At 68.8% G+C, this 16,006-nt stretch carries 17 protein-coding genes; 6 read left to right on the top strand and 11 right to left on the bottom strand.

Features of this window, described 5'->3' with window-relative positions:
* Positions 1–105: 105 nt before the first annotated feature.
* Entirely contained in the window at positions 106–1,113 is a 1,008-nt protein-coding gene (locus tag RT97_RS33925; protein WP_253278308.1) for a hypothetical protein, read from the top strand.
* Positions 1,114–1,116: 3 nt separating this feature from the next.
* Here the strand turns inward: RT97_RS33925 and RT97_RS23715 are convergent, their stop codons facing one another.
* On the bottom strand, positions 1,117–1,698 hold the full coding sequence (locus RT97_RS23715) for an isochorismatase family protein (RefSeq protein WP_042581297.1): 582 nt from the start codon (positions 1,696–1,698) through the stop codon (positions 1,117–1,119).
* A gap of 114 nt (positions 1,699–1,812) precedes the next feature.
* Entirely contained in the window at positions 1,813–2,193 is a 381-nt protein-coding gene (locus RT97_RS23710; protein WP_042581296.1) for a hypothetical protein, read from the bottom strand.
* A 254-nt stretch (positions 2,194–2,447) separates the two neighbouring features.
* Here RT97_RS23710 and RT97_RS23705 point away from each other — a divergent pair, with 254 nt between their 5' ends.
* Entirely contained in the window at positions 2,448–2,915 is a 468-nt protein-coding gene (locus RT97_RS23705; protein WP_052810741.1) for a DUF6314 family protein, read from the top strand.
* A 6-nt stretch (positions 2,916–2,921) separates the two neighbouring features.
* On the opposite strand, the gene RT97_RS23700 is transcribed toward RT97_RS23705, so the two are convergent.
* The 5 genes from RT97_RS23700 to RT97_RS23680 all read right to left on the bottom strand — a co-directional run bounded on the left by RT97_RS23700 (position 2,922) and on the right by RT97_RS23680 (position 6,510).
* A complete protein-coding gene (locus RT97_RS23700) occupies positions 2,922–3,500 on the bottom strand; it encodes a biotin transporter BioY (RefSeq protein ID WP_042581295.1) in 579 nt (192 codons plus the stop codon).
* 51 nt (positions 3,501–3,551) lie between these two features.
* The gene (locus RT97_RS23695) at positions 3,552–4,145 is read right to left on the bottom strand and encodes an energy-coupling factor transporter transmembrane component T family protein (protein ID WP_042581294.1); all 594 of its coding nucleotides are present in this window, start codon (positions 4,143–4,145) and stop codon (positions 3,552–3,554) included.
* On the bottom strand, positions 4,138–4,878 hold the full coding sequence (locus RT97_RS23690; protein ID WP_042581293.1) for an energy-coupling factor ABC transporter ATP-binding protein: 741 nt from the start codon (positions 4,876–4,878) through the stop codon (positions 4,138–4,140). Before RT97_RS23690 ends, RT97_RS23695 begins: the two co-directional genes overlap by 8 nt.
* A gap of 69 nt (positions 4,879–4,947) precedes the next feature.
* Positions 4,948–5,793, bottom strand: a complete 846-nt coding sequence (locus RT97_RS23685; protein ID WP_042581292.1) for an isocitrate lyase/PEP mutase family protein — start codon at positions 5,791–5,793, stop codon at positions 4,948–4,950.
* Positions 5,794–5,886: 93 nt separating this feature from the next.
* Complete coding sequence (locus RT97_RS23680) at positions 5,887–6,510, bottom strand: FMN-binding negative transcriptional regulator (RefSeq protein ID WP_042581291.1); 624 nt, start codon at positions 6,508–6,510, stop codon at positions 5,887–5,889.
* A gap of 175 nt (positions 6,511–6,685) precedes the next feature.
* On the opposite strand from RT97_RS23680, the gene RT97_RS23675 reads away from it, so the two are divergent.
* Positions 6,686–7,399, top strand: coding sequence for a YebC/PmpR family DNA-binding transcriptional regulator (locus tag RT97_RS23675; protein WP_042581290.1), 714 nt, complete (start codon positions 6,686–6,688; stop codon positions 7,397–7,399).
* Entirely contained in the window at positions 7,365–7,535 is a 171-nt protein-coding gene (locus RT97_RS32650) for a hypothetical protein (RefSeq protein WP_437184106.1), read from the top strand. The genes RT97_RS23675 and RT97_RS32650 overlap by 35 nt, the downstream gene beginning before the upstream one ends.
* Positions 7,536–7,544: 9 nt before the next feature.
* Here RT97_RS32650 and RT97_RS23670 read toward each other — a convergent pair whose 3' ends face one another.
* On the bottom strand, positions 7,545–9,533 hold the full coding sequence (locus RT97_RS23670) for a sensor histidine kinase (RefSeq protein WP_042581289.1): 1,989 nt from the start codon (positions 9,531–9,533) through the stop codon (positions 7,545–7,547).
* Positions 9,534–9,652: 119 nt separating this feature from the next.
* A complete protein-coding gene (gene ssb, locus RT97_RS23665; RefSeq protein WP_042581288.1) occupies positions 9,653–10,216 on the bottom strand; it encodes a single-stranded DNA-binding protein in 564 nt (187 codons plus the stop codon).
* Positions 10,217–10,385: 169 nt separating this feature from the next.
* Here ssb and uvrA point away from each other — a divergent pair, with 169 nt between their 5' ends.
* Entirely contained in the window at positions 10,386–13,502 is a 3,117-nt protein-coding gene (gene uvrA / locus RT97_RS23660; protein WP_042581287.1) for an excinuclease ABC subunit UvrA, read from the top strand.
* A gap of 15 nt (positions 13,503–13,517) precedes the next feature.
* Positions 13,518–14,405, top strand: a complete 888-nt coding sequence (locus RT97_RS23655; protein ID WP_042581286.1) for a DMT family transporter — start codon at positions 13,518–13,520, stop codon at positions 14,403–14,405.
* A gap of 285 nt (positions 14,406–14,690) precedes the next feature.
* On the opposite strand, the gene RT97_RS23650 is transcribed toward RT97_RS23655, so the two are convergent.
* Both RT97_RS23650 and RT97_RS23645 read right to left on the bottom strand, forming a co-directional pair.
* The gene (locus tag RT97_RS23650) at positions 14,691–15,449 is read right to left on the bottom strand and encodes a GntR family transcriptional regulator (protein WP_042581285.1); all 759 of its coding nucleotides are present in this window, start codon (positions 15,447–15,449) and stop codon (positions 14,691–14,693) included.
* 2 nt (positions 15,450–15,451) lie between these two features.
* Positions 15,452–16,006: glycerol-3-phosphate dehydrogenase C-terminal domain-containing protein (locus tag RT97_RS23645; protein ID WP_042581284.1), on the bottom strand; the 555-nt coding region annotated here is incomplete at its 5' end.

Genomic DNA, 16,006 nt, shown 5'->3' with positions numbered 1-16,006 from the left:
CGGTCTGTCGCACGGCCAGTCGATACGAACTTCGGCCGAGTGCCGCGCCGGCCTGGTGTCGCCCGGAGCTCCCGGGCTGCATGGCTATGCTCGGTGGCTTCTCCCATGCCGCGCCTCCACCCGTCCGTTGCACTGATCGCCCATCTGTCCGGACGCGCGCCGCGATACGGGTGCGCCTCGCCCGACGGCCGCTACCAAGCGGTGGCGCTCGGCGGCGACACGCTGATCGTCGACCTGCAGGAGCGGCGGATGCACCGGGCGCCCGGTGTCTACCCGCGCGGCTTCGAAGATGCGACGCCCGATGGCGCCACGGGCATCACGCTGCGGGTGGAAGGCGAGGAAACCGCCACCGCCTACCTCCCGGCCTGGACCGATCTCCAATGGATCGCCCTGGAACACACGACCGGCGATTTCTGGACGCCCTGGCCCGATCCGCGAACGGCCGGCCTGCCGCCCATCGATGAGACATTGCCTGCCGAATGGACGTCCGAGGCGCCGCAGGCCACCGAGCGCATGCGCAGATCGGTCGGCGACTGGGTGGCATGGTTCGTGGCGCTGGCGGTGCTGGCTTTCTTCGCGGTGTTCGGCTTCAACGCGATGACCTGGGCGCTGGCCGGCGGGTGGCAGTGGCTCTGGATGGTGGTCGGCCTGCCGGTGTTCGCGACGTTCTCGGTGCTGACGGTGGTGTTCGTCGTCACGAGCTTGCGCGAACGGCGCCGCGTGCGCGTGGCATTGGGCGGCATGTCGCTGGAGCGCGGCGAAGGTTTTCGCATCGGGGAGCCGTTCGACGTGCGCCTGCTGGCGACCGTGCCCGAGGCGCAGGGCGGCGAGCGCACGGTGGCGCCGGAACGCATCGCCGTGCGGCTGATACGGCGGTCGGTGCGCAGCGAAGCCGATGGCCGCTGGGCCGTGGTGGACGAATGCTGCGACGAGGCGATCGCCGTGCGCGACGACACGACGCGCGCCGGCCGGGTGCTCTACGCGTGCGAGCTTCGCGCGCGCCCCACGCCAGACGAGGCGCCTTCGCAGTGGACCGTCGAACTGCGCGAGACGGCCGCGCCGAACGGCACACCCTTCGTCGTCGCCGGCCTGCGGCTTCTGGCCGCGCGCTGAACTTCAGTTCTTGCCGGCGATGGCGGCAAGGAATTCGTCGGTCGAACGCACGCGCCCCATGCGCGGAAACAGTTCCTTGACGGTGAAGGCGTGCGGTTCGGCGGCCAGCGAGGTCATCGCGTCTTCCACGAACACGAGTTCATAGCCGCGGTCGAAGGCCGCGCGGGCCGTCGATTCGACGCCGAAATTGGTCGCGATGCCGCTCATCACCAGCGTCCTGATGCCGCGGCGGCGCAGTTGCAGGTCGAGGTCGGTGCCGTAGAAGGCACCCCATTGGCGCTTGGTGATCCGCACGTCGCCGTCATGCACCTGCACTTCGGGCACCAGCTCGGAGAATTCGGGCGGCGGCAGGGGCGATCCGGGCGGGCGCAGCGGGGTGTCGGACGGAAGGCTCAGCAGTCCGGCCAGATCGACGCGCACCCACACCACGGTGCCGCCGGCCGCGCGCAGTGCATCGGCGATGCGCGTGCTGCGCTGGACCACGTCCGCCGCGGCGTGCGGCGCCAGCGGGCGGGCGACGTTGCTGCGCTGAAGGTCGATGGAGATGAGGGCGGTCTGGCGGAGGTCGAAGGCGAGGGGTTCCATATCAGCTCATGTTACGAAGCCACTCTGAGGGTGTCATGAGGACATTCCGGGCAAAGAAAAAGCCGGCCCCGCTTTCGCAGGGCCGGCTTTCGGAGCGCCGAGGCTCCCGGGGGATTACAGCGGCAGCGAGTCGCCACGAGCGGCAGCGCGGGCTGCGGCGCGGACGGCGTTGCGGTCCACGGTGCTGGCGACCAGCGGCGCCACGCCAGCCGAGGCGCCTTCGGCGTACGGGTCGGCGCTGTGTGCAGCGGCGACGGCTTCGGCGCGGACGGCACCGCGGCTGACCGACGACACGAAGACCGGTGCGGGGCCTGCGTTGGCGCCGGTGGCGTACGGGTTGGCGCTGTGCGCGGCAACCACGGCCTGGCTGGCGACGTCGGCGCGGCTCGCGGCCGAGGTCAGTTGATGAACGCCGTCATAGGTTTCGGCATGGGCGGCACCGGCAACAGCCATCAGGGCAACAGCAACGGCGGAGAGGATCTTCGAGGCGGTCATTTGGATTTCCTTCAATTCAGTTCAGTTTTTGCTTTGGATGATTCGAACCGGTCTTGGGTGGGTCACCGTCCCTCCGGGGGCGGCCACCTCGCTCGGGGCCCTGTTCACCCAGATCGGCTTGGGGGCCGGTCTGTGGATGTATTGTGCGACGCGATCTAGGTAAAAACCCGTAGCGAAACGAACCACGGTGTTCACAGAACGGAAACAATCAATACCTAAAGGTCAACGAACCTGGCTTGGCTTAGAGTTGGCGCATGGAAACGATGCCCCTGCCTCCCCTTGCTTTCTGGGGCACGCCGGACACGGTCTTCGAGCGCCTCGAAGGCGCCTGGGACCTGGACCGCACCATCGAGGGCAAGGCCACGATGACCGGCATCGCCGGATTCACGCGCATGGAAACCGGCCAGCTGAAATACCGGGAAGAAGGACGCATCCGCCTGCCCGACGGGCAAGCGTTCGACGGGCACCGCGAATACGTCTACGAACGCAGCCAGGACGGCTTTTCGGTCTTCTTCGCCGAAGCTCCGCTGCGGCTCTTCCACGGCATCGCCACCGTGCGCGAGGGCGACGCGCTCGTCGGCTCTGCCGGTCACCTCTGCGCGGCCGACCAGTACGACAGCGTCTACCGATTCCTTGCGGACGGCGCGTTCATCATCGATCACTTGGTGAAGGGCCCGCGCAAGGACTACCTCTCGCGCACCGCGTTCACGCGGCGCGGCTGAACGCGGTCAGTCGCGATCGAGCCGCCAGCTCGGCATGCCGCGCATCACCGTCTGCACGAGCATCGCGCAGATGCCGCACTTGATGAGGTCGCCCGGAATGAACACCAGCATCGCCAGCGCCGCCTGCGAAAGCGACATGTGGGCGATGAGCGAGAGCCCGACGATGCCGAAGGCATAGACCACGACGATCCCGCCCACCACCGACGCGAAGAACGCCGCGGCCAGCAGCCCTTTGCCCGTCGCGCCCGCCATGCGGCGCATCAGGAGGCCGCAGGCGAAGGCGCCGAACATCCAGCCGAACAGGAAGCCGCCCGCTGGCGCGACGAACACCGCCAGCCCGCCGCGCCCGCCCGGCAGCAGCGGCAGCCCGAGCGCCACCGCGAGCAGGAACAGCGCGATCGCGAAGAAGCCGCGCCGCGGCCCAAGCAGGCAGCCGGCCAGCATCACGCCCAGCGACTGCAGCGTGATCGGCACGCCGAACGGCAGGTCGACCTTGGGGATCAAGCCGAACACCGCCATCAATGCCGCGAAAAGCGCGATGTAGGAAAGCGAGCGGGACGAGGTGATGGAGCCGGTGGTGGTCATGTCAGGAGTTGTGAAAGGGGCGTCGTCGGATTCTGCGCCGCGCTCGCTGCGTTATCGGCCCAGCCGCGCGGCGAGCGCATCGGCCACGCGCTCGGCGGTCTGCAGCGTGCGGATGGTCAGCGGCGCCAGGAGGCGCAGCCCGCCACCGTGGCCCGCGCGGGCGCGGTAGGCGTCGTCCAGGCGCTGCCACTGCACGTAGAAGTTTTCGGCAAAGCGCAGCATGAGGCCGATGCCCAGCGCAATGCGCTCGGTCGGGACGCCGAAGCGCTGCAGCGGCCGCATCACGGTTTCGAGCACGACCAGCAGGTCTTCGAAGCGCGTGGTGAGCGTGAGCATCAGCGCGAGCACGGCCGCGCTGGCCAGGCGCAGCGCGCTCGCCACGCCGACCGCGGTCGTGCCGAGGAACCAGTGAAAGCCGACGATCAGCGCGCAGGCGATCGCGATGCCAGCGAGCATCCGCACGCGCAGCCATGCCGTGCGGCCGAGCGATGCGAAGAGCAGCAGCACCACCGCACACGCGATGCCCAGGTGAACCGGCCGCTCGACCAGCACCAGCAGCGTGCCGCACACCGAAAGCACCGCCAGCTTGACCCACGCCGGCAGCCCGTGCAGCCAGGTCGGATGCGACGAATAGAGGCTACGCACGCCGCTCCTCCTCGGCGCGCCGGCGCACGTCTTCGGCATAGGCCTCGCAGATCTCGCGGCCCGGCCCGTCGGCGCGCACCCTGCCCTGTTCGAGCCACAGCACGCGCTCGAAGTCGTGGACGTGTTCGAGCAGGTGCGTGGAAACGACGATCTGCTGGCCGGTCGCCTCGAGCTGCGCCGCGAGCCGCGCCTGGCTCAGGAGGTCGAGGCTCGCGAAGGGTTCGTCCAGCAGCAGCGTGGCCGGCTGGCTGATCTGCAGCGCGAGCAGGCACACCTGCTGACGCTGCCCCTGGCTCAGTTCGCCGATGGCGCGGCCGGCCCACGCCGCGAGTCCGCGCTCCGCCAGAAACTCGCGCGCCCGTTCGCGCGCCGCCTGCCGCGTCTGGCCGCGTGCCGTGAGGCTGAACGCGAGCTCTTCGGCCACGGTGGGAAAGATGATCTGGTCGTCGGGGTTCTGGAACATCAGCCCGACGTGCTGCGAGAGCTGGCGCCGGTCCATTTGCGTGTCGTACCCATGCACCACGACCCGCCCCTGCTGCGGCTGGTCGAGCCCGCTGATCAGCCGAAAGAGACTGCTCTTGCCCGCGCCGTTGTCGCCGACGAGCCCGATGCGCGATTCGTTCAACGCGAGCGTCAGCCCGTCGAAGACGCGCTGTTCGCCGCGAACCAGCGTGACCGATTCGAGGCGGATGCCGTGCGGGGCGAGGGGGTCGGTGGATGGGGGCTGCGGCAAGGGGTCGCCACTGTACCTCAGGCCTTTCTTCGCCCGCGCCGCGCTCCCGGGTATTGCGCGCTCGAACGGTCAGGACCGGGAGGAAAAGAGCGCATTCACCTCGCCCGCCGACAGCATCCCCTCGCCCATCGCGTGGAAACTGCCGTGCCCGGCGTCGAAGGCCTCCGCGGCGATGCGGCCGAGCAGCCCCAGCGCGGACTGCAAGGGGCCGCATCCCAGGCTGATGCGGCGCACGCCGGCGGCGGCGAGCACCTGCACCGCGGGCGCCTTGGCGTGCCCCGCATAGACGTTCACGGGCAGCGTCACCGCCGCCGCAAGGCCGGCGATTTCTTCCAGGCTCGCCATGCCCGGCACGAAGATCCCGTCGGCGCCCGCCGATGCATAGAGCCGCGCGCGGCGCAGCGTGTCTTCATAGCGGGCGGCGGGGTCGTCGTTGGCGACGAAATAGGTGTCGGTGCGCGCGTTGATGAAGAAGCGCGCATCGAGCCGGCGCAGCGCCTCGATGCGCTCGCACAGGATTTCCGCCGGCGCCAGCGCGCGCGTGCCGGGGAGCGTGCCGTCTTCGATGTTCACGCCCACCGCGCCCATGTCGATGAGCGCGCGCACCACGTCGCACACGGCCTCGGTGCTGTCGCCGGAGCCACGCTCGATGTCGACGCTGACCGGCACGCCGCTCATTCGGCAGATGCGCGCGGTGGCCGCGAGCAGTTCGTCGACGGGCACGCGCTCGCCATCGGCGTAGCCCAGCGCCCACGCGATGCCCGCGCTGGTGGTGGCGATGGCCTTGGCACCGGCGCGCTCGACGATGCGCGCACTCACCGCGTCCCACGCGTTCACCAGAACCAGTGGGTCGGGCCCGGCATGAAGCCGATGGAAGTGTTCTGTCTGCTGCTGTCGTGCGTCGGCGGATGGCATGGCGGAATGACCTGCGTGCGTGGATGAATGAGGCCAGCGTAGCGGCGCCTCGCATCCGTAACTTGGAGAAAACTGCGGTCCGCCCGCGCGCTGTCAGGGCACGATCAACGACGCCACGGCATGCGCCGACGGTGCGGCTTCGCCGGCGAGGTGTTCGATCACGCTGCGCCGGTCGGCTTCGGTGCGCTGCTGCGAGAGAAAGCGCTTGCCGGTCAACGACCCGATGACGATCTCGAAGCCCACCAGCCGTTGCGAGGCATCCTGCAAGAACGCTGGCGATGCGTCGTCCAGCGACCACGGTTCGGCGCGGCCCGCCTCCTGCGACGCGGTGAGCGAGGCCAGGTGGGCCAGCACCCAGGCCGGATCGTCGACGAACCTGATGACGCCCTGCGCCTGCACCGCCGCGTAGTTCCAGCTGGGCGCGAGCCGGCCGCTGCGCTGCCCGTTGACGTACCAGCGCGGCGAAATGTAGGCGTTCGGGCTCTGGAACACGACCGTCGCCCGGCTGCCGTCCGGCGCGCCTGTGAACAGCGAATGGCTTCTGGCGACATGGCCCCGGAGCGTGCCGTGCAAGCCGAGGTCGCAGACCTCCAGCGGGAGCAGGTTGGCCTCAGCCGAACCGTCTGCCACGGTGATGAGGGTCGCCAGGGGATAGGCGCGCATCAGCTGCAGGAGCTCGTGCCGTGCCTCCACCGAGAACAGGGGCTGTGTGTGCATGGACGAAGTATCTGGTTGCGCCCGGCCGGCGGCTGTCGCCGGCGAGTCGGCAGCCCGTGGTTCCACCCCGGGCGCGCTCCGGCTACAGTTGTCGCCCAAACCGGTCATCCCGCCCTTCAGGCCCGAGTGCCAGGCAAGGCAAGGCACCGCACACAACACACAAGGAACATCCGCCATGGGCGCACAGTGGAAAGCAAAGCACAAGGACCTGGCCGCCAATGCCAAGGGCCGCCTGTTCGGAAAGCTCGCCAAGGAAATCATGATGGCCGCGCGCAACGGCGCCGACCCGGCCTCCAACTCGCGCCTGCGCTTGGTGGTGGAACAGGCCCGCAAGGTCTCGATGCCCAAGGACACGCTGGACCGCGCCATCAAGAAGGGCGCGGGCCTCACCGGCGAGGCGGTGAACTTCGAGCATGTGATCTACGAAGGCTTCGCGCCGCACCGGGTGCCGGTGATGGTCGAGTGCCTCACCGACAACGTGAACCGCACCGCGCCTGAAATGCGCGTGCTGTTCCGCAAGGGGCAGTTGGGCACGTCGGGCTCGGTGTCGTGGGATTTCGACCATGTCGGCATGATCGAGGCCGAACCCGCCAATGCCACCGCCGATGCCGAAGTCGCCGCCATCGAGGCGGGCGCGCAAGACTTCGAGCCGGCCGCCGAAGGCAACGCCACCGTCTTCCTGACCGACCCGACCGACCTCGACCTCGTGAGCCGCGCACTGCCGGCGCAGGGCTTCACGGTGCTGTCGGCCAAGCTGGGCTACAAGCCGAAGAACCCGGTCGACCCGGCCAGCCTGAGCGCCGAGGATCTGGAGGAAGTCGAGACCTTCCTCGCGGCCATCGACGCGAACGACGATGTGCAGAACGTGTTCGTCGGCCTGGCGGGCTGAGGACGTCACCCTGGGCACCCTGGTGGACGATCCGTCGATCCGGCCGAGCGCGCACACCTTCGTCGGCTCGAAGGCGCCCTGGTTCGCCGTCGACGACGACCTGCCCCGACACCAGGGGCACGCGGGCGCCGGCTGAGCGCGGGCTTCACGCCTTGCGCGGCGTGCGGTGCAGCGGCAGCCAGAGCGTGAAGAGCGTCCCCGTCGGCCCCGAGCGCCAGCTGACGCTCCCACCGATGGCTTGCGCGCGGCGCAGCTGGTTCTGCATGCCGCGCCCGCCGGCCTCGGCCATGGCCTTCTCCACGTCGAAGCCCTGGCCGTTGTCCTGGATGGTCACGCGCACGCCCTCGCCCTGCGGCACGGTGCCCACGCGGATCTCGGTGGCGCGGGTGTGGCGCAGGATGTTGGCGATGCTCTCCTGCACGATGCGCAGGATGTGCAGCGCGCTGGTCGGGTCGAGCCATTCGACCGGCGGGATCTCCTGCACCTCCCACCGCAGCACCACGCCGGAACCCTCGAGCCGGGGGCCCAGGCGATAGCGCAGGGTGGCCAGCAGGAGCAGCAGGTCTTCCTCGAGCGGCTCCATCGAATCGATGGTGAGCTTCAGGTCGTCCAGGCAGCTCTTGAGGATGTGCGACACCTTCTCGTCGCTCAGGCGCCCGTTCTCCACCGAGCGGATGGCGCTGATGAGCGAGGAGCCCAGGCCGTCGTGCATGTCCTGCATGAGCCGCTGGCGCTCGTCGCTGATGGTCTGGCGCCGCTCCACTTCGCGCAGCCGGCGGTGGCTCTGCTCGAGCTCGGCCTCCCGCGCCTGCAGGCGCTCGGCGAGGCTGGCGTTGACCCGCTCCACCTCGGCGATCGCGTTGACGTAGCGCCGGTACATCAGCGTGCCGAAGACGGCGAAGGTGACGGCGTTGGTGTAGGCGCCCAGGTACCAGCCCTCGGGGCTCACGAAGTTGTTCTGCAGCAGCCAGTCGGACAGGCCCAGCAGCACGCACACGCCGATGCCAACTGCCACCAGCCGCCCCTCGTTCGAGCGGCGCCACGCGCTGATGCCGCCCACCAGTGCGACGACAGCGCCCATGAAGGCCGCGCCGACGTAGATGAGGGGCGTGACCTGCGGCGTGTTCCTCAATAGCGAAAGCCCCGGCAGGGTCAGCACGCCGATCAGCACGGTCCAGCCGACCACCCCGCAGGTCAGCCACTTCAACGGGCGGCCGTGCAGCTGGCGCAACGCGAAGTGCACCACCGCGACCAGCCAGAACAGCGAATTGACCGTCAGCCAGGCGAACCAGTCGTTGGCCACGGGCAGTCCCACATAGAAATGGAGGCTGCGCAGGAACGACGTGGTCGCGAGGTTGAAGAAAAGCAGGTAGCCGGTTTCATGGCGGCGCCTGAACCACACGAAGAGCGCGAACAGGCCCACCGCCATGAAGGCGGCGCTGAGCATGGCCGGCAGGTCCTGCTGGAACCACAGGCGCTTGTCGTGGCGGTCTTTCAGCGAATCGACCGGGCCGAGCCACAGCGGCGACACCGCCACCTGCGCGTTGCGCGTGTGCTCCAGGCGGATGAGGATTTCCTTGAGCGGCACCGCGTCGGGCGTCTTCTCGATCACCACCCACAGCGGCGTGCGGGTGCTGTTCCACAGCGGCCCGTTCTCCTGCGCGCGGTGCACCAGCCGGCCATCGGCATACACCGCGATGGTGCCGTCGGTCTTGATGCGCACGCCGTACAGCGCGAGCGGGCCGGCATGCGTGGGCAGCTCGCGCACGGCCACGCGCAGCCAGGTGGTGCGCGTCGCGCTGTCCGAGACACGGCCGTCGGCCTGGCGCAGCAGCGCGATGGGCGGCGAGAGCGGCAGCTCGGCGGGTTGCCAGGCATCGGGCAGCGCGCGGCTGTCCATGGTGAGCGAGGGTTCGCGAAAGCCCGGCGCCTCGGTGGTCTGCCAGTCGGCGCGGGAGATCGGCGTGGCCGCGACGCCAGGCGCTCCGGACGATCCGCCGAAGAAGACGATCATGACCGCCAGCAAGGCGATGGAGACGGCCAGCACCACGTTGGCCCAGAGGGGCGCGGCGCGGTATTTCGAGAGGCCCTCGAAGAACCACGCACGCAGCCGGCGCACCAGGGTCGAATTCATCGGGGTGCGGGCTGCGGGGCGGGGATCAGGGCATTGCCAGGGGCGAGGCTGCCCAAAGCAGGACGCATGTCCGAAGCGGCGATGCGGCGGCCCCGGTCATGCAAAGGGGGACGTTCGGATCAGAAGGGAATGTCGTCGTCCATGTCGTCGAAGCCCGACGACGACTTGGCCGGTGCCTGGCGCGGCGCGGCCGAGGGTGCGCGGGGTGCCGCTGCGGGAGCGCGGGGGGCGTAGCCGCCGCCACCACCGCCGCCGCCATTGCCGCCCTGCGAGTAGCCACCGCCACCACCGCCGCCTTGCGAATAGCCGCCGTCGTCTTCCGGACCGCCCGACGGGCCGCCCTGGCCCTGGCGGCTGCCCAGCATCTGCATCTGGTCGGCGCGGATCTCGGTGGTGTACTTCTCGACGCCGTCCTTGTCGGTCCACTTGCGCGTGCGCAAGGAGCCTTCGACATAGACCTGCGAGCCCTTGCGCAGGTACTGGCCGGCGATTTCGGCCAGGCGGCCGTTGAAGACGATGCGGTGCCATTCGGTCGCTTCGCGCATTTCGCCGCTTTGCTTGTCTTTCCAGCGATCGGTGGTGGCCACTGTGACGTTCGCGACCTGGTCGCCGCTCGGGAAGGTACGCATTTCGGGATCGCGACCCAGATTGCCGACGACGATGACTTTATTGACCGATGCCATATGCACTGCCCCTGATAAGTAGATGAAGGAGGAGGAAGAGGACCGGAGATTGTGCCCGATGCCGGCCGGCGGGGCCCCGCCGCCGGGCCCGCGGAACGCTTCGGCCAGCGAAGCGGCCATGAAAGCGCCAGAAGCCGCCCATTGGCCATGAAATGCCGCACGGACTATCATGTCCGGTTGCCCTCGGACGATCGCCCCCTTGAATTCCAAAGCCACTGAAGAACTCGCCGCCCAAGAGGAAAGCGCACGCGACGCACAACGCGAACGCGACACCTACCTCGGCGCGGTGCTGGCGCAGCAGCGCATCAGCATCCGCGGCGCGCGCACCCACAACCTGAAGAACGTCGACCTGGACATCCCGCGCAACAAGCTGGTGGTGATCACCGGCCTGTCGGGCTCGGGAAAGTCGAGCCTGGCGTTCGACACGCTCTATGCCGAAGGGCAGCGGCGCTACGTGGAGAGCCTGTCGGCCTATGCGCGGCAGTTCTTGCAGCTCATGGACAAGCCCGATGTGGACGTGATCGAGGGCCTCTCCCCTGCGATCAGCATCGAGCAGAAGGCCACCAGCCACAACCCGCGCTCCACCGTGGGCACGGTGACCGAGATCCACGACTACCTGCGCCTCCTGTACGCCCGCGCCGGCACGCCCTACTGCCCCGACCACCACCTGCCGCTGCAGGCGCAGACGGTTTCGCAGATGGTCGATGCCACGCTGGCCATTCCCGACGAGCCGCGCCTGTTGATCCTGGCGCCGGTCGCGCGCGAGAAAAAGGGCGAGTTCCTCGAGCTCTTCGCCGAGATGCAGGCCGCGGGCTACGTGCGCTTTCGCGTCGACGGCCAGACCTACGAATACAACGACCTGCCCAAGCTCAAGAAGACCGAAAAGCACGACATCGACGTGGTCATCGACCGCCTGCGCGCGCGCCCCGACATGCAGCAGCGCCTGGCCGAGAGCTTCGAGGCGGCGCTGCGCCTGGCCGAGGGCCGGGCCATCGCGCTGGAACTGGGCACCGAGGGCGTGGCCGACAAGGAACACCTGTTCAACGCCAAGTTCGCCTGCCCGATCTGCCATTACTCGCTGTCGGAGCTGGAGCCGCGCCTCTTCTCGTTCAACTCGCCCGTGGGCGCCTGCCCGAGCTGCGACGGCCTCGGCCACCGCGAGGTGTTCGATCCGGCGCGCGTGGTGGCCTTTCCGTCGCTCTCGATCGCCAGCGGCGCCATCAAGGGCTGGGACCGCCGCAACGGCTACTACTTCAGCATGATCGAGAGCGTTGCGAAGCACTACAAGTTCGACGTCGACGCGCCCTTCGAATCGCTGCCCGCGTCGGTGCAGCAGGTGCTGCTGAACGGCTCGGCGGCTGAAGAGATCAAGTTCAACTACACGATGGAGTCGGGCAACTTCGCGGGCAAGAAGCTCACGAAGAAGCACCCCTTCGAGGGGATCATCCCCAACATGACGCGGCGCTACCGCGAGACCGATTCGGTGATGGTGCGCGAAGACCTCGCGCGCTTTCGCAACCTGCAGCCCTGCCCCGACTGCGGCGGATCGCGGTTGCGGCCCGAGGCCCGCAATGTGTTCCTGGTCGACGAATCCGCGCGCCCGGCCGACGGCGGCGAGCCGCCGCGCATGGCGATCTTCGAGTTGAGCCACCTCACCTTGCGCGACTCGCTCGCCTGGTTCCAGACGCTCAAGCTGCGCGGCGCCAAGGCCGACATCGCCGACAAGGTGGTGCGCGAGATCGGCCTGCGGCTGAAATTCCTGAACGACGTGGGCCTCAACTACCTGAGCCTGGACCGCAGCGCCGAGACTCTGTCGGGCGGCGAGGCGCAGCGCATTCGCCTGGCCTCGCAGATCGGCTCGGGCCTCACCGGCGTGATGTACGTGCTCGACGAGCCCAGCATCGGCCTGCACCAGCGCGACAACGACCGGCTCATCGGCACGCTCAAGCACCTGCGCGACATCGGCAACAGCGTGATCGTGGTCGAGCACGACGAGGACATGATCCACGCCGCCGACCACGTGATCGACATGGGCCCCGGCGCCGGCGTGCACGGCGGGCGCGTGATGGCGCAGGGCACCTATGCCGAGGTGTCGGCCAACCCCGATTCGCTCACGGGCCAGTACCTCTCGGGCACGAAGAAGATCGAGGTGCCCAAGCACCGCACCGCGTGGCTGCCGGCCGTGAAGAAACCGGCCTTCAACGAAGGCAAGAAAGCCTCGCGCTTTCCGCAGAGCCCCGCGGCCGAACGCCGTGCCGCGCGCGAGGCGGCGCACATCGCCTCGCAAACCGACCTGCAGGAGATTCGTGTCGTCGGTGCCACCGGCAACAACCTGAAGAACGTGAGCGTGGCCTTCCCGGTCGGCCTCCTGACGTGCGTGACCGGCGTCTCGGGCTCCGGCAAATCGACGCTGGTGAACGACACGCTCTACACGGCCGTGGCCCGCACGCTGTACCGCGCGCACGAAGAGCCGGCGGCACATGAATCGGTCGAGGGCATCGAGTATTTCGACAAGGTCATCAACGTCGACCAGAGCCCGATCGGCCGCACGCCGCGCAGCAACCCCGCCACCTACACGGGTCTGTTCACCCCCATCCGCGAGCTGATGGCCGAGACCAACACCGCGCGCGAGCGCGGCTACGGCCCGGGCCGCTTCAGCTTCAACGTGGCGGGCGGCCGCTGCGAGGCTTGCCAGGGCGACGGCGTGGTGAAGGTCGAGATGCACTTTTTGCCCGACGTGTACGTGCCCTGCGAGGTGTGCCACGGCCAGCGCTACAACCGCGAGACGCTCGAGGTCCAGTACAAGGGCAAGAACATCGCGCAGATCCTGGAGATGACGGTCGAGACCGCACACGAATTCCTGAAGGCCGTGCCGACCATCGAGCGCAAGCTGCGCACGCTGCTGGACGTGGGCCTCTCGTACATCAAGCTGGGCCAGTCGGCCACCACGCTCTCGGGCGGCGAGGCGCAGCGCGTGAAGCTCGCGCTCGAACTGAGCAAGCGCGACACCGGGCGCACGCTCTACATCCTGGACGAGCCGACCACCGGCCTGCACTTCGCCGACATCGAGCTGCTGCTGAAGGTGCTGCACCAGTTGCGCGACGCGGGCAACACGATCGTCGTGATCGAGCACAACCTGGACGTCATCAAGACGGCCGACTGGCTCATCGACATGGGTCCCGAAGGCGGCGCCGGCGGCGGCACGGTGGTGGGCGAAGGCACGCCCGAGGACATCGCTGCGAACGAGGCGAGCCACACGGGGCGCTACCTCAAGCGTCTGCTGTAAGCCCCAGGCCTGTCCATGCCCTCCTTCACCCCGCGCCAGTTCGTCCTGCTCGTTCTCCTGACCCTCGCATGGGGGCTCAACTGGCCGGTGATGAAGCTCGGCGTGGCCGACTATCCGCCGCTCGCCTTCCGCGCGATCTCGATCTGGCTGGGCCTGCCGGTGCTGGGCCTCGCGCTGGTGTGGATGAAGGTGCCGTTCCGCGTCCCGCGCAGCGCGTGGCCCGAGCTGGTGTGGCTGGGCGCGACCAACATGTTCGTCTGGCACGCCTGCATCATCCTCGCGGTGAAGGCGCTGTCGGGTGGGCGCGCGGCGATCCTGGGGTACACGATGCCGGTGTTCTCGGCGGTCATCGGCGCGGTGCTGTTCTCGGCCGTGCTCACGCGGCGTTCATGGATCGGCGTGGGTGCGTGTGCAATCGGCGTGGGCCTTTTGCTGTGGCACGAGCTCACCGACCTCGCGGGGCGTCCCGGCTACGTGGCCCTGGCGCTGGTGGCCGCGGCGACATGGGCGCTGGGCACCCAGCTCCTGCGCCACACGCGCATCGGACTGCCGACGCTCACGCTCTCGTTCTGGATGACGGCAATGACGGCCGTGGTGATGACGGTGCTCTCGCTGCTCTTCGAGCGCGCCCAGTGGCGTTGGCCGAGCCCGGTGACCTGGGGATCGATCTTCTACAACGCGGTGCTGATCTTCGGCTTCGCGCATGCGGCGTGGTTCTACCTCGCGCGCGGGCTGCCGCCGGTGGCCTCGACCTTGAGCGTGATGTTCATCCCCGTGCTCGGCGTGTTCAGCGGCGCGGTGTGGCTCGGCGAGGTCGTGCACTGGCAGGACTGGGTCGCGGTCGCGCTGATGATGGTGGCGATCGCCTCGGTGCTGTGGCCCTCGCGAGCAGCCAAGGCCTGAACCCGTGCGCGTGATCGGCAACGGCCGCTCGGGCTGAGCTGGTCGAAGCCTGCGCCAACACTTCGACAAGCTCAGTGCGAACGGGTTGTTCCCGGCCCAGGTTCTCGATGCACCGCACCCGTTCGGGCTGAGCTTGTCGAAGCCTGGAGCGACACTTCGACAGGCTCAGTGCGAACGGATTGTTCCCGGCCCAGGTTCTCGATGCACCGCACCCGTTCCGGCTGAGCTTGTCGAAGCCTGGACCGGCACTTCGACAGGCTCAGTGTGAACGGGACACAACCCACATCAGGTCGTCGTCTGCACGTGCAGGCGGCTTTCCTTGCATCGGTGCAGCGCGCGGTAGTGCTCCAGCGGCCGGCCGTTCGCGCCGTAGGCGATCGACTCAATGCGCAGGAGCGGCTCGGGCTGCGGCAGGTCGAGCAGCTTGCAGGTTTCGGCATCGGGCAGCACGGCGTCGATCCAGCGTTCGGCGCGCACCAGGCGCAGGCCGTATTGGCGGCGCAAAACGTCGTAGAGCGAACGGTCGTCCAGCCGCGTGCGATGCAGCCCGGGCGCGAGGTCCGCGGGCACCACCGTCTCGACCAGGAGGCGCAGTTCGCCATCGACGCTGCGCAGGCGCTTGAGCGCAACGACCTGCGCGTCGGGCTCGGTGAGCCCGAGCGACGCGGCCTCCTGATCTGTGGGTGCGCGCAGTTCCTGCGTGAGGATCTGCGTGCGCACCGAACGGCCCTTGCGCTCCATTTCGTCGGAAAAGCCGAGCACGGTCGAGACGAAATCCTCGTCGCGCTCGCGCGCCGACACGAAGGCGCCGCGGCCCTTGATCTTGTAGATGAGGTTGTTGCGCACCAGGTCGGCCAGGGCTTCGCGCACCACGATGCGCGAGATGCCGAACTGGTCGCCCAGCTCGGCTTCGGACGGCAGCTTGGCGCCGATGGGCAGCACGCCCTGCAGGATCTGCAGGCGCAGCGCGTCGCGGAACTGGGCCCACAGCGGGGACTCGGAGTTGCGGTCGAGCACGGTCGAGAGGTCGTTGGGACTGTTCACTTTTAGGACTGGCCGAGGGCGGAGCTGGCCATCAATGATGCATCGAATGAAGGTTCCACGTCGGGCGCCACGGCTTGCAGGCGCACGTTGTGGCGCTCGCGCAGGGCGGTCGCGCATGCGCTCAGCTCCTGGTGCGCGCGCACGGCGTCCCAGCCCAGCGCCTCGGCCGCGATGCCCGAGATTTCGGCGAGCGCGGCATCGGTGACGAGGCCGCGAATGGCCAGCAGCGTGCGGCGGATCACGAGGTCGTCCAGGTGCACCACGCCGGTTTCCAGGCAGAGGTACGAGAGCTCGGCGGCCGAGTAATCGGGCGCATGCTGCAACGGCACGTCGCCCGAGGCGGCCAGGCGCTGCGCGAGCGACAAGGCCTTCGAGCCGTAGCGCGCAAGCAAGCTCAGCGCGCGCGTGCGGCCCATGCCCGAGGCGGCCATCATCTTCTCGATGAAGCGATCGGTCGCGGCCGCATCGGCCGGCAGGTCCGCGCCGCCGCCGATGGGCAGCAGCTCGGTCGATGCGGTGCGCGAGCGCCCCAGCTGCTGCAGCACCTCGGTGGTCGC

This window comes from Variovorax paradoxus, assembly GCF_000834655.1.
Lineage (GTDB): Bacteria > Pseudomonadota > Gammaproteobacteria > Burkholderiales > Burkholderiaceae_C > Variovorax > Variovorax paradoxus_F.
This window is presented reverse-complemented; position numbering and strand designations above follow the sequence as displayed.

What these genes read in the sequence shown, in the direction of transcription:
- RT97_RS33925 (WP_253278308.1), top strand. Translation starts at nt 106, where the DNA reads ATGCCGCGCCTCCACCCGTCCGTTGCACTGATCGCCCATCTGTCCGGA.
- RT97_RS23715 (WP_042581297.1), bottom strand. Translation starts at nt 1,698, where the DNA reads ATGGAACCCCTCGCCTTCGACCTCCGCCAGACCGCCCTCATCTCCATC.
- RT97_RS23710 (WP_042581296.1), bottom strand. Translation starts at nt 2,193, where the DNA reads ATGACCGCCTCGAAGATCCTCTCCGCCGTTGCTGTTGCCCTGATGGCT.
- RT97_RS23705 (WP_052810741.1), top strand. Translation starts at nt 2,448, where the DNA reads ATGGAAACGATGCCCCTGCCTCCCCTTGCTTTCTGGGGCACGCCGGAC.
- RT97_RS23700 (WP_042581295.1), bottom strand. Translation starts at nt 3,500, where the DNA reads ATGACCACCACCGGCTCCATCACCTCGTCCCGCTCGCTTTCCTACATC.
- RT97_RS23685 (WP_042581292.1), bottom strand. Translation starts at nt 5,793, where the DNA reads ATGCCATCCGCCGACGCACGACAGCAGCAGACAGAACACTTCCATCGG.
- RT97_RS23680 (WP_042581291.1), bottom strand. Translation starts at nt 6,510, where the DNA reads ATGCACACACAGCCCCTGTTCTCGGTGGAGGCACGGCACGAGCTCCTG.
- RT97_RS23675 (WP_042581290.1), top strand. Translation starts at nt 6,686, where the DNA reads ATGGGCGCACAGTGGAAAGCAAAGCACAAGGACCTGGCCGCCAATGCC.
- RT97_RS32650 (WP_437184106.1), top strand. Translation starts at nt 7,365, where the DNA reads ATGTGCAGAACGTGTTCGTCGGCCTGGCGGGCTGAGGACGTCACCCTG.
- RT97_RS23670 (WP_042581289.1), bottom strand. Translation starts at nt 9,533, where the DNA reads ATGAATTCGACCCTGGTGCGCCGGCTGCGTGCGTGGTTCTTCGAGGGC.
- ssb (WP_042581288.1), bottom strand. Translation starts at nt 10,216, where the DNA reads ATGGCATCGGTCAATAAAGTCATCGTCGTCGGCAATCTGGGTCGCGAT.
- uvrA (WP_042581287.1), top strand. Translation starts at nt 10,386, where the DNA reads ATGTCCGGTTGCCCTCGGACGATCGCCCCCTTGAATTCCAAAGCCACT.
- RT97_RS23655 (WP_042581286.1), top strand. Translation starts at nt 13,518, where the DNA reads ATGCCCTCCTTCACCCCGCGCCAGTTCGTCCTGCTCGTTCTCCTGACC.